Below are 19201 nucleotides of genomic sequence, written 5' to 3' on the forward strand. Positions count from 1 at the left end.
TCGATCGGGGTGACGAGGATAGTGGTTGTCTTACCCCGCGCCTGTGACGAGGCGCACCGTCCTTATTATCCCGCCGCCGCGACAATCTCTGCCCATTCGGCTTCGTCGATCACCCGGATGCCAAGCGCGCTCGCCTGCTTCAGCTTCGATCCCGCACCCGGCCCGGCGACGAGCAAATCGGTCTTCGCACTGACGCTCCCGGCCGCCTTGGCGCCCAGCGCCTCGGCCTGCGCTTTCGCCTCGTCGCGGCTCATCGTCTCGAGCTTTCCGGTGAACACCACCGTCATTCCTGACACTTCGCTGGCGCGCGTTTCGACCACATAGAGCGGCGGCGAGACCTCGGAGAGAAGATCGTCCCACAGCGCGCGATTGTGCGGTTCGTGGAAGAAATCACCGAGCGCCTCGGCGACCGCCGGGCCGATCCCGTCGGCGCGAACTTCGAGGATCGCTTTGATCGCCTCCATCTTGCGCGCCATATATTTGCCGTCGGATTCGCCCTCCGCGCGCGGGTTGGCGTCGAGCCAGGCCTGCATCTCGGCCGCCTTGCCCGGAAGTCGCGTGATATCGCCGAGCCCCTTGAGCAGGTCGCGCGCGGTCACCGCGCCGATATGACGGATGCCAAGCCCGAAGAGCAACCGCGCCGCGTCAGGCGAACGCTTCGCCTCGATCGCAGCGAAGAGATTGTCGACCGACTTTTCCTTCCATCCCTCACGCGTCAGCAGTTCGGCGCGGTGGTTCTTCAGGCGATAGATGTCGGCGGGGCCGTTCAACCAGCCGGCCTCGATAAATTCGGCAATGCTCTTCTCACCCAGCCCCTCGATGTCGAGCGCGCCGCGGCTCACGAAGTGGCGGAGGCGCTCGAATTTCTGTGCGCCGCAGATGAGACCCCCGGTGCAACGCACGTCGACCTCGCCCTCTTCGGCCACGGCTTCGCTGCCGCACTCGGGGCAATGATCGGGAAAGATATAGGGCGCGCGGTCTTCGTCGCGGGTCAGATTTTCGACGACCTGCGGGATGACGTCGCCGGCACGCTGGACGACGACGCGGTCGCCCGGACGCACGCCAAGGCGGCCGATCTCGTCGCGGTTGTGGAGCGTGACGTTCGACACCACGACGCCGCCGACGGTCACCGGGACAAGCCGCCCGACCGGGGTCAGCTTACCGGTGCGCCCGACCTGAATGTCGATCGATTCGAGCGTAGTCTGCGCGCGTTCGGCGGGGAATTTATGCGCGATGGCCCAGCGCGGCGCCTTGGCGACGAAGCCGAGGCGCTGCTGCCATGCAAGGCTGTCGACCTTGTAGACGACGCCGTCGATATCATAGGGCAGTTCGGCGCGCTGGCGCTCGATCGCGGCATAATGGGCGAGTACGGCCTCGACGCTTTCGAAGCGCGCGAGCAGCGGCGACACGGGGACACCCCAGCTTTCGATCAGCCGCATCATCTCATATTGCGTCGCGGCGGGAACGGCGCTGACTTCGCCCCAGCCGTGCGCAAGGAAGCGCAGCGGACGCGCGGCGGTGACGCTGGCATCCTTTTGGCGCAGCGATCCAGCAGCGGCATTGCGCGGATTGGCGAACTGGCGCGCCTTCTCGGGATCGTCCGCCTCGGCGAGCAGGCGCGCGTTGAGCGCGGCAAAATCCTCCTTCGCCATAAAGACTTCGCCGCGAATCTCGAAGATTTCGGGCACATCGCCTTTCAACTGCTGCGGAATGTCGGCAATCGTCCGCACATTCGGCGTCACATCCTCACCCACACTGCCGTCGCCGCGCGTCGCCGCCTGAACCAGAATGCCCTTTTCATAGCGCAGCGAACAGGACAAGCCGTCGATCTTGTCCTCGGCGGTCAGCGCAACCGGGGCGTCCTCGGCCAAGTTGAGGAACCGCCGCACCCGCGCCGCAAATTCGGCGACATCCTCACCATTGAACGCGTTGTCGAGGCTCATCATCCGCTGGGCGTGGGTGATCTTCGAGAGCGGCGACGCCTCAACCGCCGCACCGACCAGATTGTTAGGGCTGTCGGCGCGGACCAGATGCGGGAAAGCCGCCTCAAGTTCATTGTTGCGCCGGACGAGCGCGTCATAGTCGGCGTCCGAAATTTCGGGCGCGTCCTCGGCATGATAGCGCTTGTTGTGATGGGCGATCTGTTTCGCCAGCCGCATCAGTTCATTGGCGGCGGCGGCTTCGGAAATCTGCGAGACGTCGGTCATGTCAATCCTGCTTCGCCACCGGCTTGAATTCCGCGCGCGTTCCGAAGCCCGCGATCAGCGGGCGGCCTCGGGCGATCGCGGCCTGAACCGCAGGCAGCGTCAGCGACGCCGCATGGGCTTCCTTGTCCCGCCATATCTCGACGATCCACAGCGCATCGGGATTGGCGCTATCCTCGCCCACCAGATAGCCGAAATTGCCCGGCATCGCATCGGTTCCCTCGGTCAGGATAGCCGCAAGCGCGGCGCGTTGGCCGGGCTGTGCAATCATCTGACCGATCAGGCCATATTCGGGAATTATTTCTTCCATCTGCGCCTCCAGCGCGTTCAGCTTGCCCACAGGGAAAAGCATGGCCGCCATCGCGAACAGCGATGTCAGATGCTGACGCCGGTCGATCACCGCGCGATCACCAGCACATGCACCTCCCGCCGGAGGCGGAAGCCGAGTGTTTCATAGAGCGCAATCGCGCCTTCATTGTCGGCATAGCTGTGCAAAAACGGTTGTTCGCCGCGCGTCACCATCGCGCGCATGACATGGCCGATCAGCGCGCGCGCGAGCCCTCGCCCACGGCAATCGGCCCAGGTCGACACCCCGCTGACCTCGGCCATCCCGGGCATCAACATGCGCTGCCCCGCCATGGCGAGGAGGCGGCCGTCCTCGCGAACCCCGAAGAAAGGGCCGTAGAGATGCGTCTTCGACCCCCATGGGCCGGGCTTCGCATGGTCGGCGAGCGCGGCCATTTCGGCGACGTCGGCGTCGGTGAGCGCGATGATTTCGGGGTCGTTCGCGCGCGGTTCGGGCGGCGGGCCTTCGGCGACCATCTGTGCCAGCACCGCGCGTTTGATCTCGCGCGCGCCAGCCGGAACCGGCCAGGGCGCGTCCTCGACGATCCATAGCTCGCCCTCATCGGGGATCAGCGCCGCGAGCGCAGCCTGCGCCTCGGCGCTCTGATCGGCGGCGGCGCCGAACGGTCCATAGCCGCGATCGATCCGCACAGCGCGGGCGCCGCCCTCCGCGATATGCGCCTGCCGGCCGGTGAGCATATTCCAGACGGGACGGTCGAGGGGGTGAGCATCGCTCATGCCGCGACCTCCAGCAAGCGCTTCGCCTGCGCGCGCGCTTCGTCGGTGACTTCGGCGCCCGACAGCATACGCGCGATTTCCTCGCGGCGGCCGGCTTCGGAAAGTGCGTGAACGCTGGTGCGGGTGACAATGCCTTCGCTCGACTTGGCGATGACGAAATGCGCGGCGCCCTTGGCGGCGACCTGCGGGCTGTGGGTGACCGCGAGCAATTGCTTGCCTGCGCCCGCCAGGCGCGCCAGCCGTTCGCCGATCGCGCTCGCCACCGCGCCGCCGACACCGCGATCGATTTCGTCGAAGATGATCGTGTCTGCACCGCCCTCTTCGGCAAGCGCCACCTTGAGCGCGAGGATGAAGCGCGACAATTCACCGCCCGATGCGATCTTTGCGAGCGGTGCGAACGGCGCGCCGGGGTTGGTGGAAATGAGAAACTCGATGCGGTCCATGCCGTCGGCACCCCACCGTTCGGCGGGCAGGCGCTCGACGAGGGTCTGGAAACGCGCGGCGTCGAGCTTGAGCGGCACCAGTTCGCCCGCCACTGCGGCATCCAGCCGGACGGCGGCCTTGGCGCGGAGGTCGGAGAGCGCGGTCGCGGCATGGGTATAGGCTGCGGCGGTTTCCGCCACCGCGTGCTCAAGCTTTGCGAGCCCGGCGCTCCCACCTTCGATGGCATCGAGCCGCGCCGCCATGTCACCCGTCAGTTCGGCGAGCGCATCAGGCTGGCACCCATGCTTGCGCGCCATCGCCCGCAGTTCGAACAGCCGCGTCTCGGTCGCCTCGAGCCGTTCGGGGTCATATTCCATCGCGCGCGCCGCTTCGTGCAACCGCGCCTCAGCCTCGTCGGCCTCGATGATCGCGCGGTCGAGCCCTGCAAGTGCTTCGGCGAGCAGCGGATGGTCGCCCGCCAGCCGGTCGAGCCGCCGCGCCGCGCCGCGCAGCTGAGCGGGGCCGCTTTCGCTGCCCTCGAACGCGGTCATGATCGCGCCGAGGTCGCCGGCGATCTTCTCGCCCTTTTGCATCACCGCGCGCGCTTCGGCGAGTTCTTCCTCTTCGCCCGGTTGCGGGTTCAGCGTCTGGAGTTCGGCGACGCAATGCATCAGCCATTCGCGATCGCGCTCGGCCTCGGCCAGCGCGCTGCGCGCCGCCGCCAGCGCTTCCTCGGCGCCGCGCCACGCGGCGTGGGCGGCCGCCACCCCGGCGGTATCGGCGCGAGCGTAAGTGTCGAGCAGCGCGCGGTGGCCGGCGGGCGCGAGCAGGCCGCGATCGTCATGCTGGCCGTGGATTTCGACAAGATAGCTTCCGACTTCGCGGAGCAGCGCCGCCGAGCAGGGCTGATCGTTCAGGAAGGCGCGGCTGCCACCATCGGCTTTCAGCGCTCGGCGGATCAGCAGCGGTTCGCCCGGCTCCAGCGCGACGTCATTTTCGGCGAGCAGCGCGGCGAGCGGCGTTCCGGCGACGGGCGGCGCAAAGCTTGCCGTCACCTGCGCCTTGTCGCACCCCTGCCGCACCAGCGCATTGTCGGCGCGCATGCCGAGCGCGAGGCCAAGCGCATCGAGCAGGATCGACTTGCCCGCGCCGGTCTCGCCCGTCAGCACGCCCAGCCCGGCCTCGAAATCGAGGTCGAGCCGTTCGATCAGAACGATATTGGCAATGGACAGAGCGGTCAGCACAGCGCGTCCTTACCGCAGAACAAAGCGCGAATCTATTCCCGGCGAAATCAGGCGGTCGGCGCGTGCTTCTGCATCAGCTTATAGGCACGGTCGTACCATTTGGTGCCCGGATAGTTGGCGCCCAGAACCGCAGCCGATTTCTTCGCCTCTTCGGGGATGCCCAGCGCCAGATAGCATTCGGTCAGGCGATAGAGCGCCTCGGGCGTGTGGCTGGTGGTCTGGAACTTCTGCGTCACTTCGCGAAAGCGGATCGACGCGGCGAGCCAGTTGGAGCTGCGCTGATAGAAACGCCCGATCTCCATCTCCTTGCCCGCGAGGTGATCCTGTACCAGATCGACCTTGAGCCGCGCGTCGGCGGCATAGCGGCTGTCGGGATAGCGGCGGATCACTTCGCCGAGCGCGTTCGACGCCTGCTGGGTGATTTTCTGGTCGCGGGTGACGTCGCTGATCTGCTCATAATAGCTGAGCCCGATCAGATAATAGGCATAGGCCGCGTCTTTGTTGCCCGGATGGATCGCAAGGAAGCGCTGCGCCGATTCGATCGCCGGGGTATATTCGCGGTCCATATAATAGGAAAAGCTGCTCATCAGCTGCGCGCGGCGTGCCCAGGGCGAATAGGGGTGCTGGCGCTCGACCTCGTCGAACAGCGCGGCGGCGATCCGGTAATTGCCCTGATTGAGCCGATCCTGCGCCGCACGATACAGCGTGTTGACGTCGCGCGCGACATAACGCGTGTCTTTCTTGACGCCGGCACCCCCGCCGCAGGCCGCCAAAAGCGGCGTGATCACTAGGGTGGCGGCGAGCAGGCGCGCCATGGCACGCGAGGAGGAGCGCTGAGTCATGCGGGCGGTATAGCCACAGCGCGGATGAACGCAAAATAAATGATCGCGCTTTTCTGAGGTCGGGCGCCGGCCCGCTGGAAATTCACGGCGCCTTGACGATACAGCCCGTCGGCGCACCGGCAGGGGCGGGTACGCGGCGCGCGGTCTTGATCGTCACCATCGGCGCCAGCATCTGACCCTTCATCACCCCTTCCCCCAGCGTTTCGGACACCGGAGCGGCATAGATTTTTTCCGCCACCTCGCCGCCCGCGACGATTTCGCCGAACACGGCAAAGCCTGCATTGTCGCCGCCCAGCTTGGGGTCGGCATCGAAACCCTTGATTTCGCTGAGCAGCAAAAAGAAGTCGCTCGTCGCATCGCCGGGCGCCAGCCGCGCCATCGACAGCGCGCCCTTGCAGTTGGTGAGGCCGGTGACGTTGGTCGGCTCATGCGCGATCGGAGGAAAGTTGAGGCGCGGATCGCCGCGATTGCCCGCCTGGATCAGCATATTCGCGGGCCCCCAGCTGCGCGTCGAGCGATAAAATTGAAACCCGTCCATCCGCTTTGCATCGACATAGCGCAGGAAATTTTTCGCGGTGACCGGCGCGCGCTTGTCCTCCAGCCGCACGGTGATGGTGCCAAGGTCGGTGGTGAGGGCGACATAGGGCCGCGTGTCGGGGGCGTCAGGCGCATCGGGCTTGGACGGCACCGGCAAGGCCGGCGGAGGTGGCGGCGGCGCCAGGGTCGGCGCCGGACGCGTCTGCGGCGTCGGGGGCGGTGCGGGTTGGGCCGCTACGGCGGCGGTCAGGGCGAGCGCGGGCAAGACGATGGTCAACATGACCCGAGCATAAGCGGAAAAGGCGTCCGCTGGCGAGTCCGCGCGCATAATTAAACCATATGGTTGACAATATCCCGGAATGCTTCATATTAAACCACATGGTTGAACATGATTCGCAAACACTCGACACGATCTTCCACGCACTCGGCGATGCCACGCGCCGCGCGATGCTGGGCGAGCTTGCGGCGGGTGAACGCACGGTCGGCGAGCTCGCCGAACCTTTCGCCATGTCGCTCGCGGCGGCGTCGAAACATATCAAGGTTCTGGAAAAGGCCGGACTGGTCCGCCGCGACGTCCGCGGGCGGACGCATCATTGCAGCCTCGAACCCGTGCCGCTCGCGAGCGCCGACCAATGGCTCGGCATGTACCGCCGCTTCTGGACCGATCGCCTCGACACCCTCGAACAGCTGCTCCGCGCCGAGGATGTCGCCCCCTCTCCCCCGGAAAAGCCCCTCCGCCCGAGAAAAGGAGAATGACGATGAGCACGTCCCTTGCCGCCGACAATTACGGCCTGTTGACCGAACCCGCGACGCTGACGATCGAGCGCCTGCTCCCCGGCCCGATCACCCGCATCTGGTCCTGGCTCACCGACAGCGAACTCCGCCGCCTGTGGCTTGCTGCGGGCGCAATGGAGGAAAAAGTCGGCGTGCCGATCGATCTCGTCTGGCGCAACGACGAATTGACCGACCCGCCGGGCACGCGCCCCGAAGGCTTTGGCGACGAGCATCGCATGACGTGCGAGGTCATCGCGATCGACGCACCCCGCCTGCTGTCGATCAGCTGGGGCAGCACCGGCGGCGTAACCTTCACGCTCGTGGAAAAAGGCGATGAGGTGCTGCTGACGATCGTCCACAAGCGCGTCGAGGACCCTTCGGTGCTGCTCAATGTCAGCGCGGGCTGGCACGCGCATGTCGATGTGCTGGAGGCACGGCTGCGCGGCACGACACCGATACCGCACTGGAATAATTTTGAGCAGTTGCGCAGCGCCTATGCCGAGCGGCTGTTCGGCTGAGCCTGCCGGAATCGGATCGGGAAGAGGCGACGGAAGCGGCCTCTTCCGGTGTCGGGAACGACCGGTTGTTGACGTACTTGGTCCGTCGCCCCCGCGAAGGCGGGGGCCGCTATCGGCGTAGCGTAAGGTTGCCCGCGGCCCCCGCCTTCGCGGGGGCGACGCCTTGGCCAACGTCTGCTCCCCACCCCGTAACGGTCATTCGCGCCCTCCCCCGCCGCTATGCACGCAATCGGACACCCCATCATAATCCTGCCATTGAATTTGCGCGCGCAGAGCTTATTTCAGGGTTGCGGGCCGGGCCCCTCTGACGATCGCATCGATCGTGATGTCGGACCGCATCGGGGATACTCGATGTTGGCTCGACCTATATGCTTCCCAAGCCACGTCGATACCCCGGTTGGATCAAAACCCGGAGTCTATGTGATGTCGCATCTATTTTTCGCCTCTGCCCGCGGGCAGGAACCCGGCAATCGGTTTCGCCCGGCCAGCGGGAGGATCGCGCGATGAGCGGCCCCGCCGTGGGCATGCCCTGTCCCGTCTGCAAAGTGCCGCTGTCGATGAGCGACCGGCAGGGCGTCGAGATCGACTATTGTCCGCAATGCCGCGGCGTATGGCTCGATCGCGGCGAACTCGACAAGATCATCGAGCGCAGCGTCACCGCCGAACCGGCGCCGTCAGCCCCGCCGCCGCAACAGCGCTATCCGCAAAGCGCCCCGCCCCCGGCCTGGGGTCAGGAGCACCAAGGACATCATAAAGGATATCACAAAGGGTATCCGAAGCGCCGCAAATCCTTTCTGGAAGAATTGTTCGACTAGGCTGTCAGACGGGGCCGGTTTGATCGGCCCCGTCACACTTGTCATCGTTTCCCAACGCATAAAAAAGGGGCCGCTTTCGCGGCCCCTTTCTTTTATCCGATAGCGGACGACTTAGTCCTTCAGGAAGTCGGGCACATGGCCCTGGTCTTCCGGACCGTCGTTGCGCTCGCGGCGGGGGCCGCGATCGCCGCCGCCGTCGCGACGCGGACCGCGGTCACGGCCGCCACCGCCCCCACGCGGGCCGCGATCGCCACGGTCACCGCCGTCACGGCGGGGGCCACGGTCGCCGCGCGGTTCGCGGGGTTCACGCGGCGGGCGCGTGTCTTCCAGCTCTTCGCCGGTTTCCTGATTGACGACGCGCATCGACAGGCGAACCTTGCCGCGCTGGTCGATCTCGAGCACCTTGACCTTGACTTCCTGGCCTTCGCTCAGGACGTCGGCGACCTTCTCGACGCGCTCGTTGGCGATTTCGCTGACGTGGACGAGACCGTCCTTGCCGCCCATGAAATTCACGAACGCGCCGAAATCGACGAGGTTGACGACCTTGCCGTCATAGATTTTTCCGACTTCGGCTTCCTCTACGATGCCCGAAATCCACGCGCGCGCGGCTTCGATTTGCGACGGATCGCTCGACGAAATCTTGATCAGCCCTTCGTCGTCGATGTCTACCTTGGCGCCGGTGGTCGCGACGATCTCGCGGATCACCTTGCCGCCGGTACCGATGATGTCGCGGATCTTCGACTTGTCGATCTGCATCGTCTCGATACGCGGCGCGTGCGCCGACAGTTCGCTGCGGGTTTCGCCGAGCGCCTTGGCCATTTCGCCGAGGATGTGTGCACGGCCTTCCTTGGCCTGATTCAGAGCGGCTTCGAAGATCTCGCGCGTGATGCCCGCGATCTTGATGTCCATCTGCATCGTGGTGATGCCTTCGGACGTACCGGCCACCTTGAAATCCATGTCGCCGAGATGATCTTCGTCACCAAGGATGTCCGACAGGATCGCATAATCCTTGCCTTCGAGGATCAGGCCCATTGCGATGCCCGAAACGGGGCGCTTGATCGGCACGCCGGCGTCCATCATCGCGAGCGAACCGCCGCAGACCGACGCCATCGACGACGACCCGTTCGACTCGGTGATGTCGCTGGTGAGGCGGATCGTGTAGGGGAACTCGTCCTTCGTCGGCAGCACGGGGTGCAGCGCACGCCATGCGAGCTTGCCATGACCGACTTCGCGGCGGCCCGGCGCGCCGAAGCGGCCGACTTCACCGACCGAATAGGGCGGGAAGTTATAGTGGAGCATGAAGTTCTGGTACGACAGGCCATTCAGGCCATCGACCATCTGTTCGCTTTCCTTGGTGCCGAGCGTTGCCGTGGCAATCGTCTGCGTTTCACCGCGGGTGAACAGCGCCGAACCATGTGCGCGGGGCAGGAAGTGCGTTTCGGCAACGATCTGACGGATTTCCGTCGTCTTGCGGCCGTCGATGCGCTTGCCGTCCTTCAGGATGGCGCCGCGAACGATTTCGGCTTCCAGCTTCTTGACCAGCTTGGACGCGGCGAGTTGATCCTGCGGAGCGGCATCGGCGAAAGCTTCCTTGGCCTTGCCGCGCGCTTCGTTCAGCGCGTTCGAACGCGCCGACTTGTCGGTCAGCTTGTAAGCGGCGGCGATATCCTTGCCGATCAGCTTCTTCAGCTTGTCCTTGGCGGCGGTCAGATCGGCCTGTTCGGCCATCGCCCAAGGCTCCTTGGCAGCCTGTTCGGCAAGCTTGACGATCGCCTTCACGACTTCCTTGCACGCATCATGCGCGAACAGGACAGCGCCCAGCATGACCTCTTCCGACAGCTCGTTGGCTTCGGATTCGACCATCATCACGGCGTCATAGGTCGCGGCGACAACCAGATCGAGGTCGCCTTCGGCAACCTGCGCATCGGTCGGGTTCAGGATATATTCGCCATCGATATAGCCGACGCGCGCGGCGCCGATCGGGCCCATGAAGGGAACGCCCGAAATCGTCATCGCGGCCGACGCGGCGACGAGCGCCAGAATGTCGGGCTCGTTATGGCCATCATAGCTCAGAACCTGAGCGATTGCATTGATTTCGTTATAGAAACCTTCGGGGAACAGCGGACGGATCGGGCGATCGATCAGGCGGGAAACCAGCGTTTCCTTTTCGGTCGCGCCGCGCTCGCGCTTGAAGAAGCCGCCGGGGATGCGTCCCGCGGCCGAATATTTTTCCTGATAATGGACGGTGAGCGGGAAGAAGTCCTGCCCCTCCTTGACCTTCTTTGCGGCGGTGACGGCGCACAGGACAACCGTTTCGCCCAGCGTCGCCATGACGGCGCCGTCGGCCTGACGGGCAACCTTGCCCGTTTCGAGGGTCAGCGTTTCACCGCCCCACTCGATCGATACTTTTTTCACGTCAAACATGAGATTTCCTTCGCCCGCCGGGCCCGATGCCGGGCGGGGCCTCTAGTTCCGGGTAATCCGACCCGGGGCGGTACGGGGCGTCTGTCTGCCCCAATGGCGGTCCCGCCGGATGCGGGAGAGCCCGTTTGGCGCCCCATTTTGCGGACGCCAATATGACAGCGGCCCCGGAAATCCGGGGCCGCTGAAAATCTCTTACTTACGAAGGCCCAGCTTCGCGATGAGAGCCTGATAACGGCCCTCGTCCTTCTTCTTCAGATAGTCGAGCAAGCTGCGACGCTTGTTGACCATCATCAGGAGGCCGCGGCGGCTGTGGTTGTCCTTGTGGTGCGCCTTGAAGTGATCGGTCAGCGTGTTGATGCGATCGGTCAGGATGGCGACCTGGACTTCCGGCGAACCGGTATCGCCCTTTGCGCGGGCATTGTCGTTGATGACTTCGGTTTTGCGCTCGGCGGTAATCGACATATATTTTTTCCTTCGAACATCCTGAATTAAAGATTGAAGCCGCGCACGACCTTCAGCGTTCCCGCCAAAGCCTCGATCAGGGCGATGGGACGCATATCGCTGTCCCGTCCCCAATAGAGCCCGTCGTCCGTGCTTACCCCGGTCCAGACGCGACCCTGGCGGATCGCCCCCACCGCTTCCGGGGAAAGGTTCAGAGCCGGGATGTCGACCAGCCCTGCCTCAAGCGGCAGAATGAAATCTGATTGGGCGGCGCCTTGGCCGAAAGCGTTCAATTTGTCCAGCGAAATCGCCTGTTCAAGCCCGAACGGCCCCGCCTTGGTGCGCCGCAGCATTATGACATGCCCGACGCTGCCGACCGCATGCGCGATGTCACGCGCGAGGGAGCGGATATAGGTGCCCTTGGAGACATGGGCGGTGAGGGTGACCGATTCGAGCGGGCCCTCTCCACTTTCCGGGTCCCCGGCATGACGAAGGGAGTGGATCGTCACGCTCCGCGGCTTCATCTCGACGACCTCGCCCTTGCGCGCGAGATCATAGGCGCGCTGACCGTCAACCTTGATCGCCGAAAAAGCCGGCGGCACCTGCTCGATCGGCCCGGTGAAACGCGGCAGCACCGCCGCGACATCGGTCAGCGTCGGCCGCACATCGCTCGTCGCGACGACCTCGCCCTCGGCATCGAGCCCGTCGGTCTGGACGCCGAATTTTATGGTGAAATCATAGATTTTGCTCGCATCGAGCATCCGCCCGCACAGCTTCGTCGCTTCACCCAGCGCGATCGGCAGCACACCGGACGCGAGCGGATCAAGCGTCCCGCCATGGCCGACCTTGACCTTGCCCAGCCCCGCCTCGCGGCACACGCGCTTCACCGCGCCGACCGCCTGCGTCGAGCCGAGCCCCAAAGGTTTGTCGAAGATGATCCAGCCGTTCATGCCGCGCCGCTACGGCCCGGACATGCCGCTTGTCAATTTTGCGCGGGTGTCTTTGCGGCTTCGGCCGCCTTCCGCGCGGCCGCCCTCTCCTTCTTCGTCGGCGGCGGGGCCGAGGTAACGAAGGAGCTCAGCTGGCAGCGCTCACCGCGCACGACGATCGACGCAAAGCGGTCGAGCCTTGAGATACCGCGCGTATCGACCCCGATCACCTGCGCGAAATCGAGGTCGCGGCAGAATCCGGCGAAAGTGCCATAATACCAGTCGCCACGGCGGTCCTGAATCCAGATGCCTCGATCGCGGTCGGCGCGCCAGTTGCGGATCGAACTGTCGCTCGGAAAGACGATGCTCGATTCAACGCCCAGCGCGCGTTCAGCCTTGGCCGGTTCTGCGGCGGCGGCACCCAAGGGAAGCAGCGCGGCTGCGAGCAGGATGGATAGTGTCTTTTTCATGCACGATCCTTAGCAAAACGGGACTGAACCGGCACTGACCCCCTTGTTAGGCTGCGTTCATCCGCGGGCAGCCCATTCGTCGGCGAGCAGCGACCAGAGCCCGGTGTCGCGGACATAACCGGTCCAGATGATCCGCTCCGAACGCAATACGCCTTCCTTGGTGCAGCCGAGCTTCGCGACCGCCGCCTGACTCCGCTTGTTGCGCTCGTCGATGCGGAATTCGATGCGGCGGATACCCGATGCGAAAGCATGATCGATCATCAATCGCTTCACCCGGCCGTTGAATCCGGTACCGCGATGATCGGGATGGATGAAGCTGTTGCCAATCTCGACCGCCTGCGCCGAGACGTCGGGGCGTAGCCAGGCGGTCATGCCGACAAGCGTGTCGCCGTCCATGATCGCATAGGGCATGCGCCCGCCCGTCCCGGTCAGCACATCAAAGCTCGCGTCGAAATGATCGGGATCGAAGCTCGACGAATAGATCGTCCAGATGTCGGCGTCGGCGGCACAGACCGCGCGCAGCGCATCGCGGTGCGCCTCGGTAAGCTTGACGAGATTCAGGTCGCCGTCGGCGAGTTCGACATAAAGACGGTCAAGCATCGATCGACCCCTCGGCGGTCTCGCGCCGTTTCTGCATGAAATGCCGGCGGCACATCGCAACATAGCGATCGTTGCCGCCAATCTCGGTCTGCGCGCCCGCGACCACCGCGCGGCCCTGTTCATCGACGCGAAGGTTCATCGTTGCCTTGCGGCCGCATTCACACACCGCTTTCAGCTCGACGAGCGCATCGGCGATACCCAGCAACGCCGCCGATCCGGGGAAAAGCTCGGCCGAGAAATCGGTGCGAAGGCCATAGCAGAGCACCGGAATGTCCGCCTCGTCGGCCAGCCGCGCGAGTCCCAGCACCTGTTCGCGGGTCAGGAACTGCGCTTCGTCGACGAGGACGCAGGCGAGCGGGCGCTCGGCATGTTCGGCATTCACCGCTGCCCACAGGTCGCTGTCGGGATCGAACTTGTGCGCCTCGGCCATCAGTCCGATACGACTCGTCACCTGCCCCACGCCGTAACGATCGTCGAGCGCGGCGGTCCACAACATCGTTTCCATGCCGCGCTCGCGATAGTTGAAATCCGCCTGCAACAGCGTCGTCGATTTGCCCGCGTTCATGCTGGCATAATAGAAATATAGCTTGGCCATGGGTGTGCGATAACCTGTCCACCCATGCTCGTCACCCCGGACTTGATCCGGGGTCCCGCTTTTCAGACGCCAGAGAGCGGGACCCCGGATCAAGCCTGTCCTGAGCTTGTCGAAGGGTCCGGGGTGACGAAGAGAGGGGAGGCCGCTTGACTCGGCCACTGCCGCTGTCATGCTATCCCTAACAGACGCAGCACAAATAGTGGGGAGAGCTGCCACATGCGCTTGATGCCGGTGAGCGACGCAATGTTCCTTGTGGGCGAAAGCCGCGAAATGCCGATGCATATCGGCGGCATCAACCTCTACACCCTGCCCGACGATGTCGATGAAACCGATTGGCTGAACGAACAGCTCGCACTGTTGCGGCAATCGGAAGGCCTCAGACGCCCGTTCAGCGAGCGGCTCAAGCTGACCCCGTTCGGCCAATATGGCCCGATCCGCCTCGAACCCGACCGCGACATCGACATGCACTATCATGTCCGGGCGGCCGCGCTGCCCAAGCCCGGGCGCTATCGCGAGATGTTCGAACTCGCCTCCCGCCTTCATTCGGGCTTGCTCGACCGCACCCGCCCCCTGTGGGAAATCACGCTGATCTCGGGCCTGCCCAACCGGCAGATCGCGACCTTCAAGAAAGTGCATCACGCGCTGATGGACGGCGCGGCGAGCATTCATTTCTATAATTCGATGCTGTCCGCCGACCCCAAGGAGCGGCGCAACTTCTCACCGCTCTCGGTCGAGGCCTATGAAGCCTATAAACGGCAATTCCCCATGGCGAAAAAGCCGCCGCGCCCCAGCCTGACCGATATCAAGGCCATCGGCGATTTCCTGAAGGAGCAATGGGGCAACAGCGTCGGAGTGACGAAAGCGCTCAACCAATATGTCGCGGCGATGTTCGGGATGGGCGGCGACGGGCTGACCACCCCCTTCAGCGGCGTTCCGCGCACCAGCTTCAACCGCAACATCACCGGGGCGCGCCGCTTCGTCGCGCAAAGCTGGTCGCTCGAGCGCGTCCGCGCGATGGGCAAGGCCTACGACGGAACGATCAACGACGCGGTGCTTGGCATGTGCGCGGGGGCGATGCGCAAATATCTGCAATCGCTCAACGAGCTGCCCGACAAGCCGCTCAAGGCCATGGCGCCGGTCTCGATCCGTCCCAAAGGCGATGTCGATTCGGGCAATTCGGTCGCATCGGTGACCGCCAATCTCGCGACGCATATCGACGACCCCGCCGAGCGGATGGCGACGATCCAGGCATCGATGAACTCGGCAAAGGCGCAGCTGCGCGCGATGACCGCCGGACAGATTCAGCTCTACACCGCGATCACCAGCTTTCCGATGATGCTGACCGCGCTCACCCGAACCGCCGATCGTTTTCCCGCTTATTCGGTAACGATTTCAAATGTCCCGGGGCCGCGCGAGCAGATGTACTGGAACGGCGCGCGGCTCGACGGCATGTATCCCGCGAGCATCCCGGTCGATGGCATGGCGATGAACATCACGCAGGTCTCGAACAACAAGAATATCGATTTCGGCATCACCGCGTGCCGGAAAAGCGTGCCGCATGCCCAGCGGATGATCGACTATCTGGAGGAAGCGCTGGTCGAACTGGAGCAGGCGGCGGGGATCAAGAAATAAGCGTCGCCCCCGCGCAGGCGGGGGCCGCTGGCAACCTTGCACTTCGCCGATAACGGCCCCCGCCTGCGCGGGGGCGACGACAGTTATTCGCCCTCGTCCCGCTCGCCCAGATCGCGCGCCACCTTCGGGTCGCGCAGCAATTTGTCGATGTGGCTCGCCTCGTCGAAGCTTTCGTCCGACAGGAATTTCAGCTTCGCGGCATATTTCATCGTCATTTTCTCGGCGACGCTTTTTTGCAGCCACGCGGTGTTGGTGCGCAGCGCCTTCAGCACCGCCTCCTCTTCCCGGCCCAGCAGCGATTTCACGAACACCGTCGCATGGCGCAGGTCGGACGACATGCGCACTTCGGTGACGCTGACCGGATGTTTGGCCAGAAGATCGTCATGCACATCGCCGCGCGCGAGGATTTCGGACAGGATATGGCGCACCTGCTCGCCAACGCGGAGCGACCGGACCGTGGGGCCTTTTTCCTTTTCGGTTTTCATCGGGCGTCCTTTGCCTCTTCGTCCAGTTTTGCGACGATCCGTGCGATCGAACGCATGTTGCGCGCGGTGCCCTTGCACCCCAGCCGCCTTTCGATCCACGCGCCGGTCAGCTTGCTGTCGGCCACCCCGTCGCCGAAATCGATGAACAGCGCGCGGTCGCCCAGCGCCAGCTTCTCGTTGCCGCGCCCTTTGTGATCGGCGACCAGCGCATCGAATTGCGCCTGCGTCGGCTGCCCGTCGAGGAACATCGTGTGGACGAACTTGTCCTCATTCGTCCCTGCAAACGGGTTGTCGGCGATCGCGGCGGCCAGCTCGTCGCGGCTGCGCACCAGCGCGGCGGCGGTCATGTCGAACCGCTCGTCGACCATCAACGTCAATTTCTCTTCGAGCCCGCGCGTCGGCCGCGCATCATGGTCGAACAGGACATTGCCGCTCGCGACGACGGTCTCGACCGAGGTGAAATCCTCGGCCTCGAACGCCGCGCGCAGGTCGGCCATCTTCAGCCGGTTTCCACCGACATTGATGCTGCCGAACAATGCCACATAGCGAGCCATGCTGGCGCCTCCTGATCCGCGCGGAGCGGACGCCTTTTACAGCGTCCGGTCGCGCAGTTCGACTTCGAAGACTTCGAGGTTATCACCCGCCTTGATGTCGTTGGTATCCGACAGCACGACACCGCATTCCAGACCGGCGCGCACTTCGGCGACGTCGTCCTTGAAGCGGCGCAGCGAGGCGATGGTCGTCGCCGAGACGATGACATCGGCCCGCGTGAGACGCGCATGGAGCCCCTTGCGGATGACACCTTCGAGCACGAGCAGACCCGCGGCCTTGTCGCGCTTGCCGGCAGGGAACACATCCTTGACCTCAGCGCGGCCGACGACGGTTTCGATCCGTTCGGGGCCCAGCTCGCCCGCCATTTCCTTCCGGATCTCGTCGGTCAGGTGATAGATGACGTCATGATACATGAAGCGCACTTTTTCGCGCTTCGCAATATCGCGCGCCTTGGCGTTCGGACGGACGTTGAAGCCGATGATCGGCGCCTTCGTCGCCGCCGCCAGCGTCACGTCGCTTTCGGTGATCGCGCCGGCGCCCGACTGAAGCACGCGGACGCGGATCTCGTCGGTCGACAGCTTGTTCAGCGCATTGACGATCGCCTCGACCGAACCCTGCACGTCGCCCTTGATGATCACCGGATACTGGATGACGTTGGCCTTGTCGGCGAGCGCCTCGAACATGCCTTCGAGGCTGACCGGCGCCTGGACGGTACGCTTGCGCGTTGCCTGTTCCTGACGATAGGTCGCGACTTCGCGGGCACGGGCTTCATTCTCGACGACGGTGAGCGTGTCGCCCGCCATCGGAACGCCGCCCAGACCCAGCACTTCGACCGGCATCGACGGCGTGGCGGTTTTGATCTGCTTGCCCTGATCGTCGATCAGCGCACGAACGCGGCCGCTTTCGGCACCGCAGACGAAGATGTCGCCGACCTTCAGCGTCCCGCGGCGGACGAGGATCGTCGCCACCGGGCCGCGGCCCTTGTCGAGCTTGGCCTCGATCACCGTGCCTTCGGCGGCGCGGTCGGGATTGGCCTTGAGCTCCATGATCTCGGCCTGCATCGCAATCGCTTCGAGCAGCTTGTCGAGACCGGTCTTCTTGAGCGCCGACACTTCGACATTCTGGACGTCGCCGCCCATTTCCTCGACCACCAGCTCATGTTCGAGCAGGCGTTCGCGGACGCGCTGCGGATTGGCGCCTTCCTTGTCGACCTTGTTGATCGCGACAATGATCGGCACGCCGGCCGCCTTCGCATGCTTGATCGCCTCGATCGACTGCGGCTTCAGCCCGTCGTCGGCCGCGACCACCAGAATGACGATGTCGGTGACATTGGCACCGCGCTGACGCATCTCGGTAAAGGCTTCGTGGCCCGGAGTGTCGAGGAAAGTGACGATGCTGCCATCGGGGGTTGCGACCTGATAGGCGCCGATATGCTGGGTGATGCCACCGGCTTCGCCCGCAACGACATTGGCACCGCGCAGCGCGTCGAGCAACGACGTCTTGCCGTGATCGACGTGACCCATGATCGTGACGACCGGCGCGCGCGGCTTCAGATGCTCGGCATCGTCGATATCCTCGTCGTGGCGGATGTCGACATCGCCTTCGCTGACGCGGATGATCTCGTGCCCGAATTCGGTGACGAGCAGTTCTGCGGTGTCCTGATCGATCGTGTCGGTACTGGCCGACGGAACGCCCATTTTGAACAACGCCTTGATCAGGTCGTTGGTCTTTTCCGCCATGCGGTTGGCGAGTTCCTGAACCGTGATGCTTTCGGGCACGACGACTTCGCGGACCTGCTTCTCGCGCGGGCCCGACGACGTCATGTGCGAACGCTTTTCCTTTTCGCGGGCGCGCTTCAGCGCCGCGAGACTGCGCGCACGTGCGCCTTCATCCTCGTTCAGCGCGCGCGTGACGGTCAGCTTGCCCGACTGGCGGCGGCTGTCGCCGCCACGGGTTGCCTTCGGCTCGGGGCGCTTGGGTTCGGGGCGCGGCGGTGCCGCAACGGGCGTGAAACGGCGCGGCGCGGGTGCGGCAGCGGTCGTCGCGCGCGGCGCCGCAGCGGGGGTTGCGGGAGCAGGCGCAGCCGTGCTTTCCGCTTTGGCAGCGGGAGCCGGGGCAGCGGCCACGGGTTCGGCGGCGGGCGCAGCCACAGGCGCGACCGGTTCCGGCGCAGCAACAGGCGCCGGCGCAGCCTTTTCGGCGGCGCGAGCCTTTTCTTCTTCAATCGCACGGGCGCGCGCGGCCTCTTCGCGGCGGCGCGTTTCCTCGAGCGCGTTCATGCGCGATTCCTCGGCCTCGCGCAGCAACTGGGCCTGACGCTCCTGACGCGACATCAGGCTGTTCGCCTCGCTGGCGCGCGGCGGCGGTGCCGGCCTCGGCGGCGGCGGGGCAACGGGGGCAGCCACCGGAGCGGGCGCGGGCGCCGGAGCGACCTCGACCTCTTCCGTTTCGGGAGCAGCGGCTTCGCCGGGACGGCCGAGCACGCGGCGACGCTTCACCTCAACCACCACCGTATTGCGACGGCCGTGGCTGAATTGCTGCTGCACCTGGCCCGATTCGACCGTCCGCTTGAGCCCCAGCGGCTTGCGGGTCAGCGTCGGCTTGTCCTGTTCGTCACTCATCGAAAACCATCA

General features: G+C 64.8%; 19 protein-coding genes. 4 read left to right on the forward strand and 15 right to left on the reverse strand.

From position 1 onward, the window contains the following. Positions 1–65: 65 nt before the first annotated feature. The 6 genes from ligA to ACSYDV_RS03035 all read right to left on the reverse strand — a co-directional run bounded on the left by ligA (position 66) and on the right by ACSYDV_RS03035 (position 6613). Entirely contained in the window at positions 66–2207 is a 2142-nt protein-coding gene (gene ligA, locus ACSYDV_RS03010) for an NAD-dependent DNA ligase LigA (RefSeq protein ID WP_438322258.1), read from the reverse strand. Between the two features lies 1 nt (position 2208). Beyond that, positions 2209–2604, reverse strand: coding sequence for a putative quinol monooxygenase (locus ACSYDV_RS03015; RefSeq protein WP_438322259.1), 396 nt, complete (start codon positions 2602–2604; stop codon positions 2209–2211). Further along, the gene (locus ACSYDV_RS03020; RefSeq protein WP_438322260.1) at positions 2601–3287 is read right to left on the reverse strand and encodes a GNAT family N-acetyltransferase; all 687 of its coding nucleotides are present in this window, start codon (positions 3285–3287) and stop codon (positions 2601–2603) included. Before ACSYDV_RS03020 ends, ACSYDV_RS03015 begins: the two co-directional genes overlap by 4 nt. Further along, the gene (gene recN / locus ACSYDV_RS03025; RefSeq protein ID WP_438322261.1) at positions 3284–4954 is read right to left on the reverse strand and encodes a DNA repair protein RecN; all 1671 of its coding nucleotides are present in this window, start codon (positions 4952–4954) and stop codon (positions 3284–3286) included. Before recN ends, ACSYDV_RS03020 begins: the two co-directional genes overlap by 4 nt. A 47-nt stretch (positions 4955–5001) precedes the next feature. Next, the gene (locus ACSYDV_RS03030) at positions 5002–5796 is read right to left on the reverse strand and encodes an outer membrane protein assembly factor BamD (RefSeq protein ID WP_438322262.1); all 795 of its coding nucleotides are present in this window, start codon (positions 5794–5796) and stop codon (positions 5002–5004) included. Between the two features lie 82 nt (positions 5797–5878). Continuing rightward, positions 5879–6613 (reverse strand): peptidylprolyl isomerase, encoded by a 735-nt coding sequence (locus tag ACSYDV_RS03035; RefSeq protein ID WP_438322263.1) that lies wholly within the window; start codon positions 6611–6613, stop codon positions 5879–5881. Positions 6614–6711: 98 nt separating this feature from the next. On the opposite strand from ACSYDV_RS03035, the gene ACSYDV_RS03040 reads away from it, so the two are divergent. The 3 genes from ACSYDV_RS03040 to ACSYDV_RS03050 all read left to right on the forward strand — a co-directional run bounded on the left by ACSYDV_RS03040 (position 6712) and on the right by ACSYDV_RS03050 (position 8440). Next, positions 6712–7089, forward strand: coding sequence for an ArsR/SmtB family transcription factor (locus tag ACSYDV_RS03040; RefSeq protein ID WP_438322264.1), 378 nt, complete (start codon positions 6712–6714; stop codon positions 7087–7089). Between the two features lie 2 nt (positions 7090–7091). Then, entirely contained in the window at positions 7092–7625 is a 534-nt protein-coding gene (locus ACSYDV_RS03045) for an SRPBCC family protein (protein ID WP_438322265.1), read from the forward strand. Positions 7626–8128: 503 nt separating this feature from the next. Next, complete coding sequence (locus ACSYDV_RS03050) at positions 8129–8440, forward strand: TFIIB-type zinc ribbon-containing protein (RefSeq protein ID WP_438322266.1); 312 nt, start codon at positions 8129–8131, stop codon at positions 8438–8440. Between the two features lie 111 nt (positions 8441–8551). Here ACSYDV_RS03050 and pnp read toward each other — a convergent pair whose 3' ends face one another. The 6 genes from pnp to ACSYDV_RS03080 form a co-directional block, all read right to left on the reverse strand. Beyond that, positions 8552–10864: a polyribonucleotide nucleotidyltransferase gene (gene pnp / locus ACSYDV_RS03055; protein WP_438322267.1), complete on the reverse strand. Its 2313-nt coding sequence runs from the start codon at positions 10862–10864 to the stop codon at positions 8552–8554. Positions 10865–11056: 192 nt separating this feature from the next. Continuing rightward, positions 11057–11326 carry a 30S ribosomal protein S15 gene (gene rpsO, locus ACSYDV_RS03060; RefSeq protein ID WP_088472857.1) on the reverse strand — a complete coding sequence of 90 codons (270 nt, stop codon included), beginning with the start codon at positions 11324–11326 and terminating at the stop codon, positions 11057–11059. 26 nt (positions 11327–11352) lie between these two features. Continuing rightward, complete coding sequence (gene truB / locus ACSYDV_RS03065) at positions 11353–12255, reverse strand: tRNA pseudouridine(55) synthase TruB (RefSeq protein ID WP_438322268.1); 903 nt, start codon at positions 12253–12255, stop codon at positions 11353–11355. A 32-nt stretch (positions 12256–12287) separates the two neighbouring features. Continuing rightward, positions 12288–12704: a DUF6491 family protein gene (locus ACSYDV_RS03070; protein WP_438322269.1), complete on the reverse strand. Its 417-nt coding sequence runs from the start codon at positions 12702–12704 to the stop codon at positions 12288–12290. A gap of 57 nt (positions 12705–12761) precedes the next feature. Continuing rightward, on the reverse strand, positions 12762–13304 hold the full coding sequence (locus ACSYDV_RS03075; RefSeq protein WP_438322270.1) for a GNAT family N-acetyltransferase: 543 nt from the start codon (positions 13302–13304) through the stop codon (positions 12762–12764). Continuing rightward, positions 13297–13899, reverse strand: a complete 603-nt coding sequence (locus ACSYDV_RS03080; protein WP_438322271.1) for a thymidine kinase — start codon at positions 13897–13899, stop codon at positions 13297–13299. Before ACSYDV_RS03080 ends, ACSYDV_RS03075 begins: the two co-directional genes overlap by 8 nt. A gap of 216 nt (positions 13900–14115) precedes the next feature. On the opposite strand from ACSYDV_RS03080, the gene ACSYDV_RS03085 reads away from it, so the two are divergent. Further along, entirely contained in the window at positions 14116–15531 is a 1416-nt protein-coding gene (locus ACSYDV_RS03085) for a WS/DGAT/MGAT family O-acyltransferase (RefSeq protein WP_438322272.1), read from the forward strand. 83 nt (positions 15532–15614) lie between these two features. Here the strand turns inward: ACSYDV_RS03085 and rbfA are convergent, their stop codons facing one another. The 3 genes from rbfA to infB are packed head-to-tail and all read right to left on the reverse strand — an operon-like array spanning position 15615 to position 19189. After that, positions 15615–16016, reverse strand: coding sequence for a 30S ribosome-binding factor RbfA (gene rbfA, locus ACSYDV_RS03090; RefSeq protein ID WP_438322273.1), 402 nt, complete (start codon positions 16014–16016; stop codon positions 15615–15617). Beyond that, a complete protein-coding gene (locus ACSYDV_RS03095; protein ID WP_438322274.1) occupies positions 16013–16570 on the reverse strand; it encodes a DUF1697 domain-containing protein in 558 nt (185 codons plus the stop codon). Before ACSYDV_RS03095 ends, rbfA begins: the two co-directional genes overlap by 4 nt. A 36-nt stretch (positions 16571–16606) precedes the next feature. Beyond that, positions 16607–19189, reverse strand: a complete 2583-nt coding sequence (infB, locus tag ACSYDV_RS03100) for a translation initiation factor IF-2 (RefSeq protein ID WP_438322275.1) — start codon at positions 19187–19189, stop codon at positions 16607–16609. Between the last annotated feature and the right edge of the window lie 12 nt (positions 19190–19201).

Origin of the sequence: Sphingopyxis selenitireducens, from assembly GCF_051550705.1 — a bacterium.
In the GTDB taxonomy this organism is placed as follows: domain Bacteria; phylum Pseudomonadota; class Alphaproteobacteria; order Sphingomonadales; family Sphingomonadaceae; genus Sphingopyxis.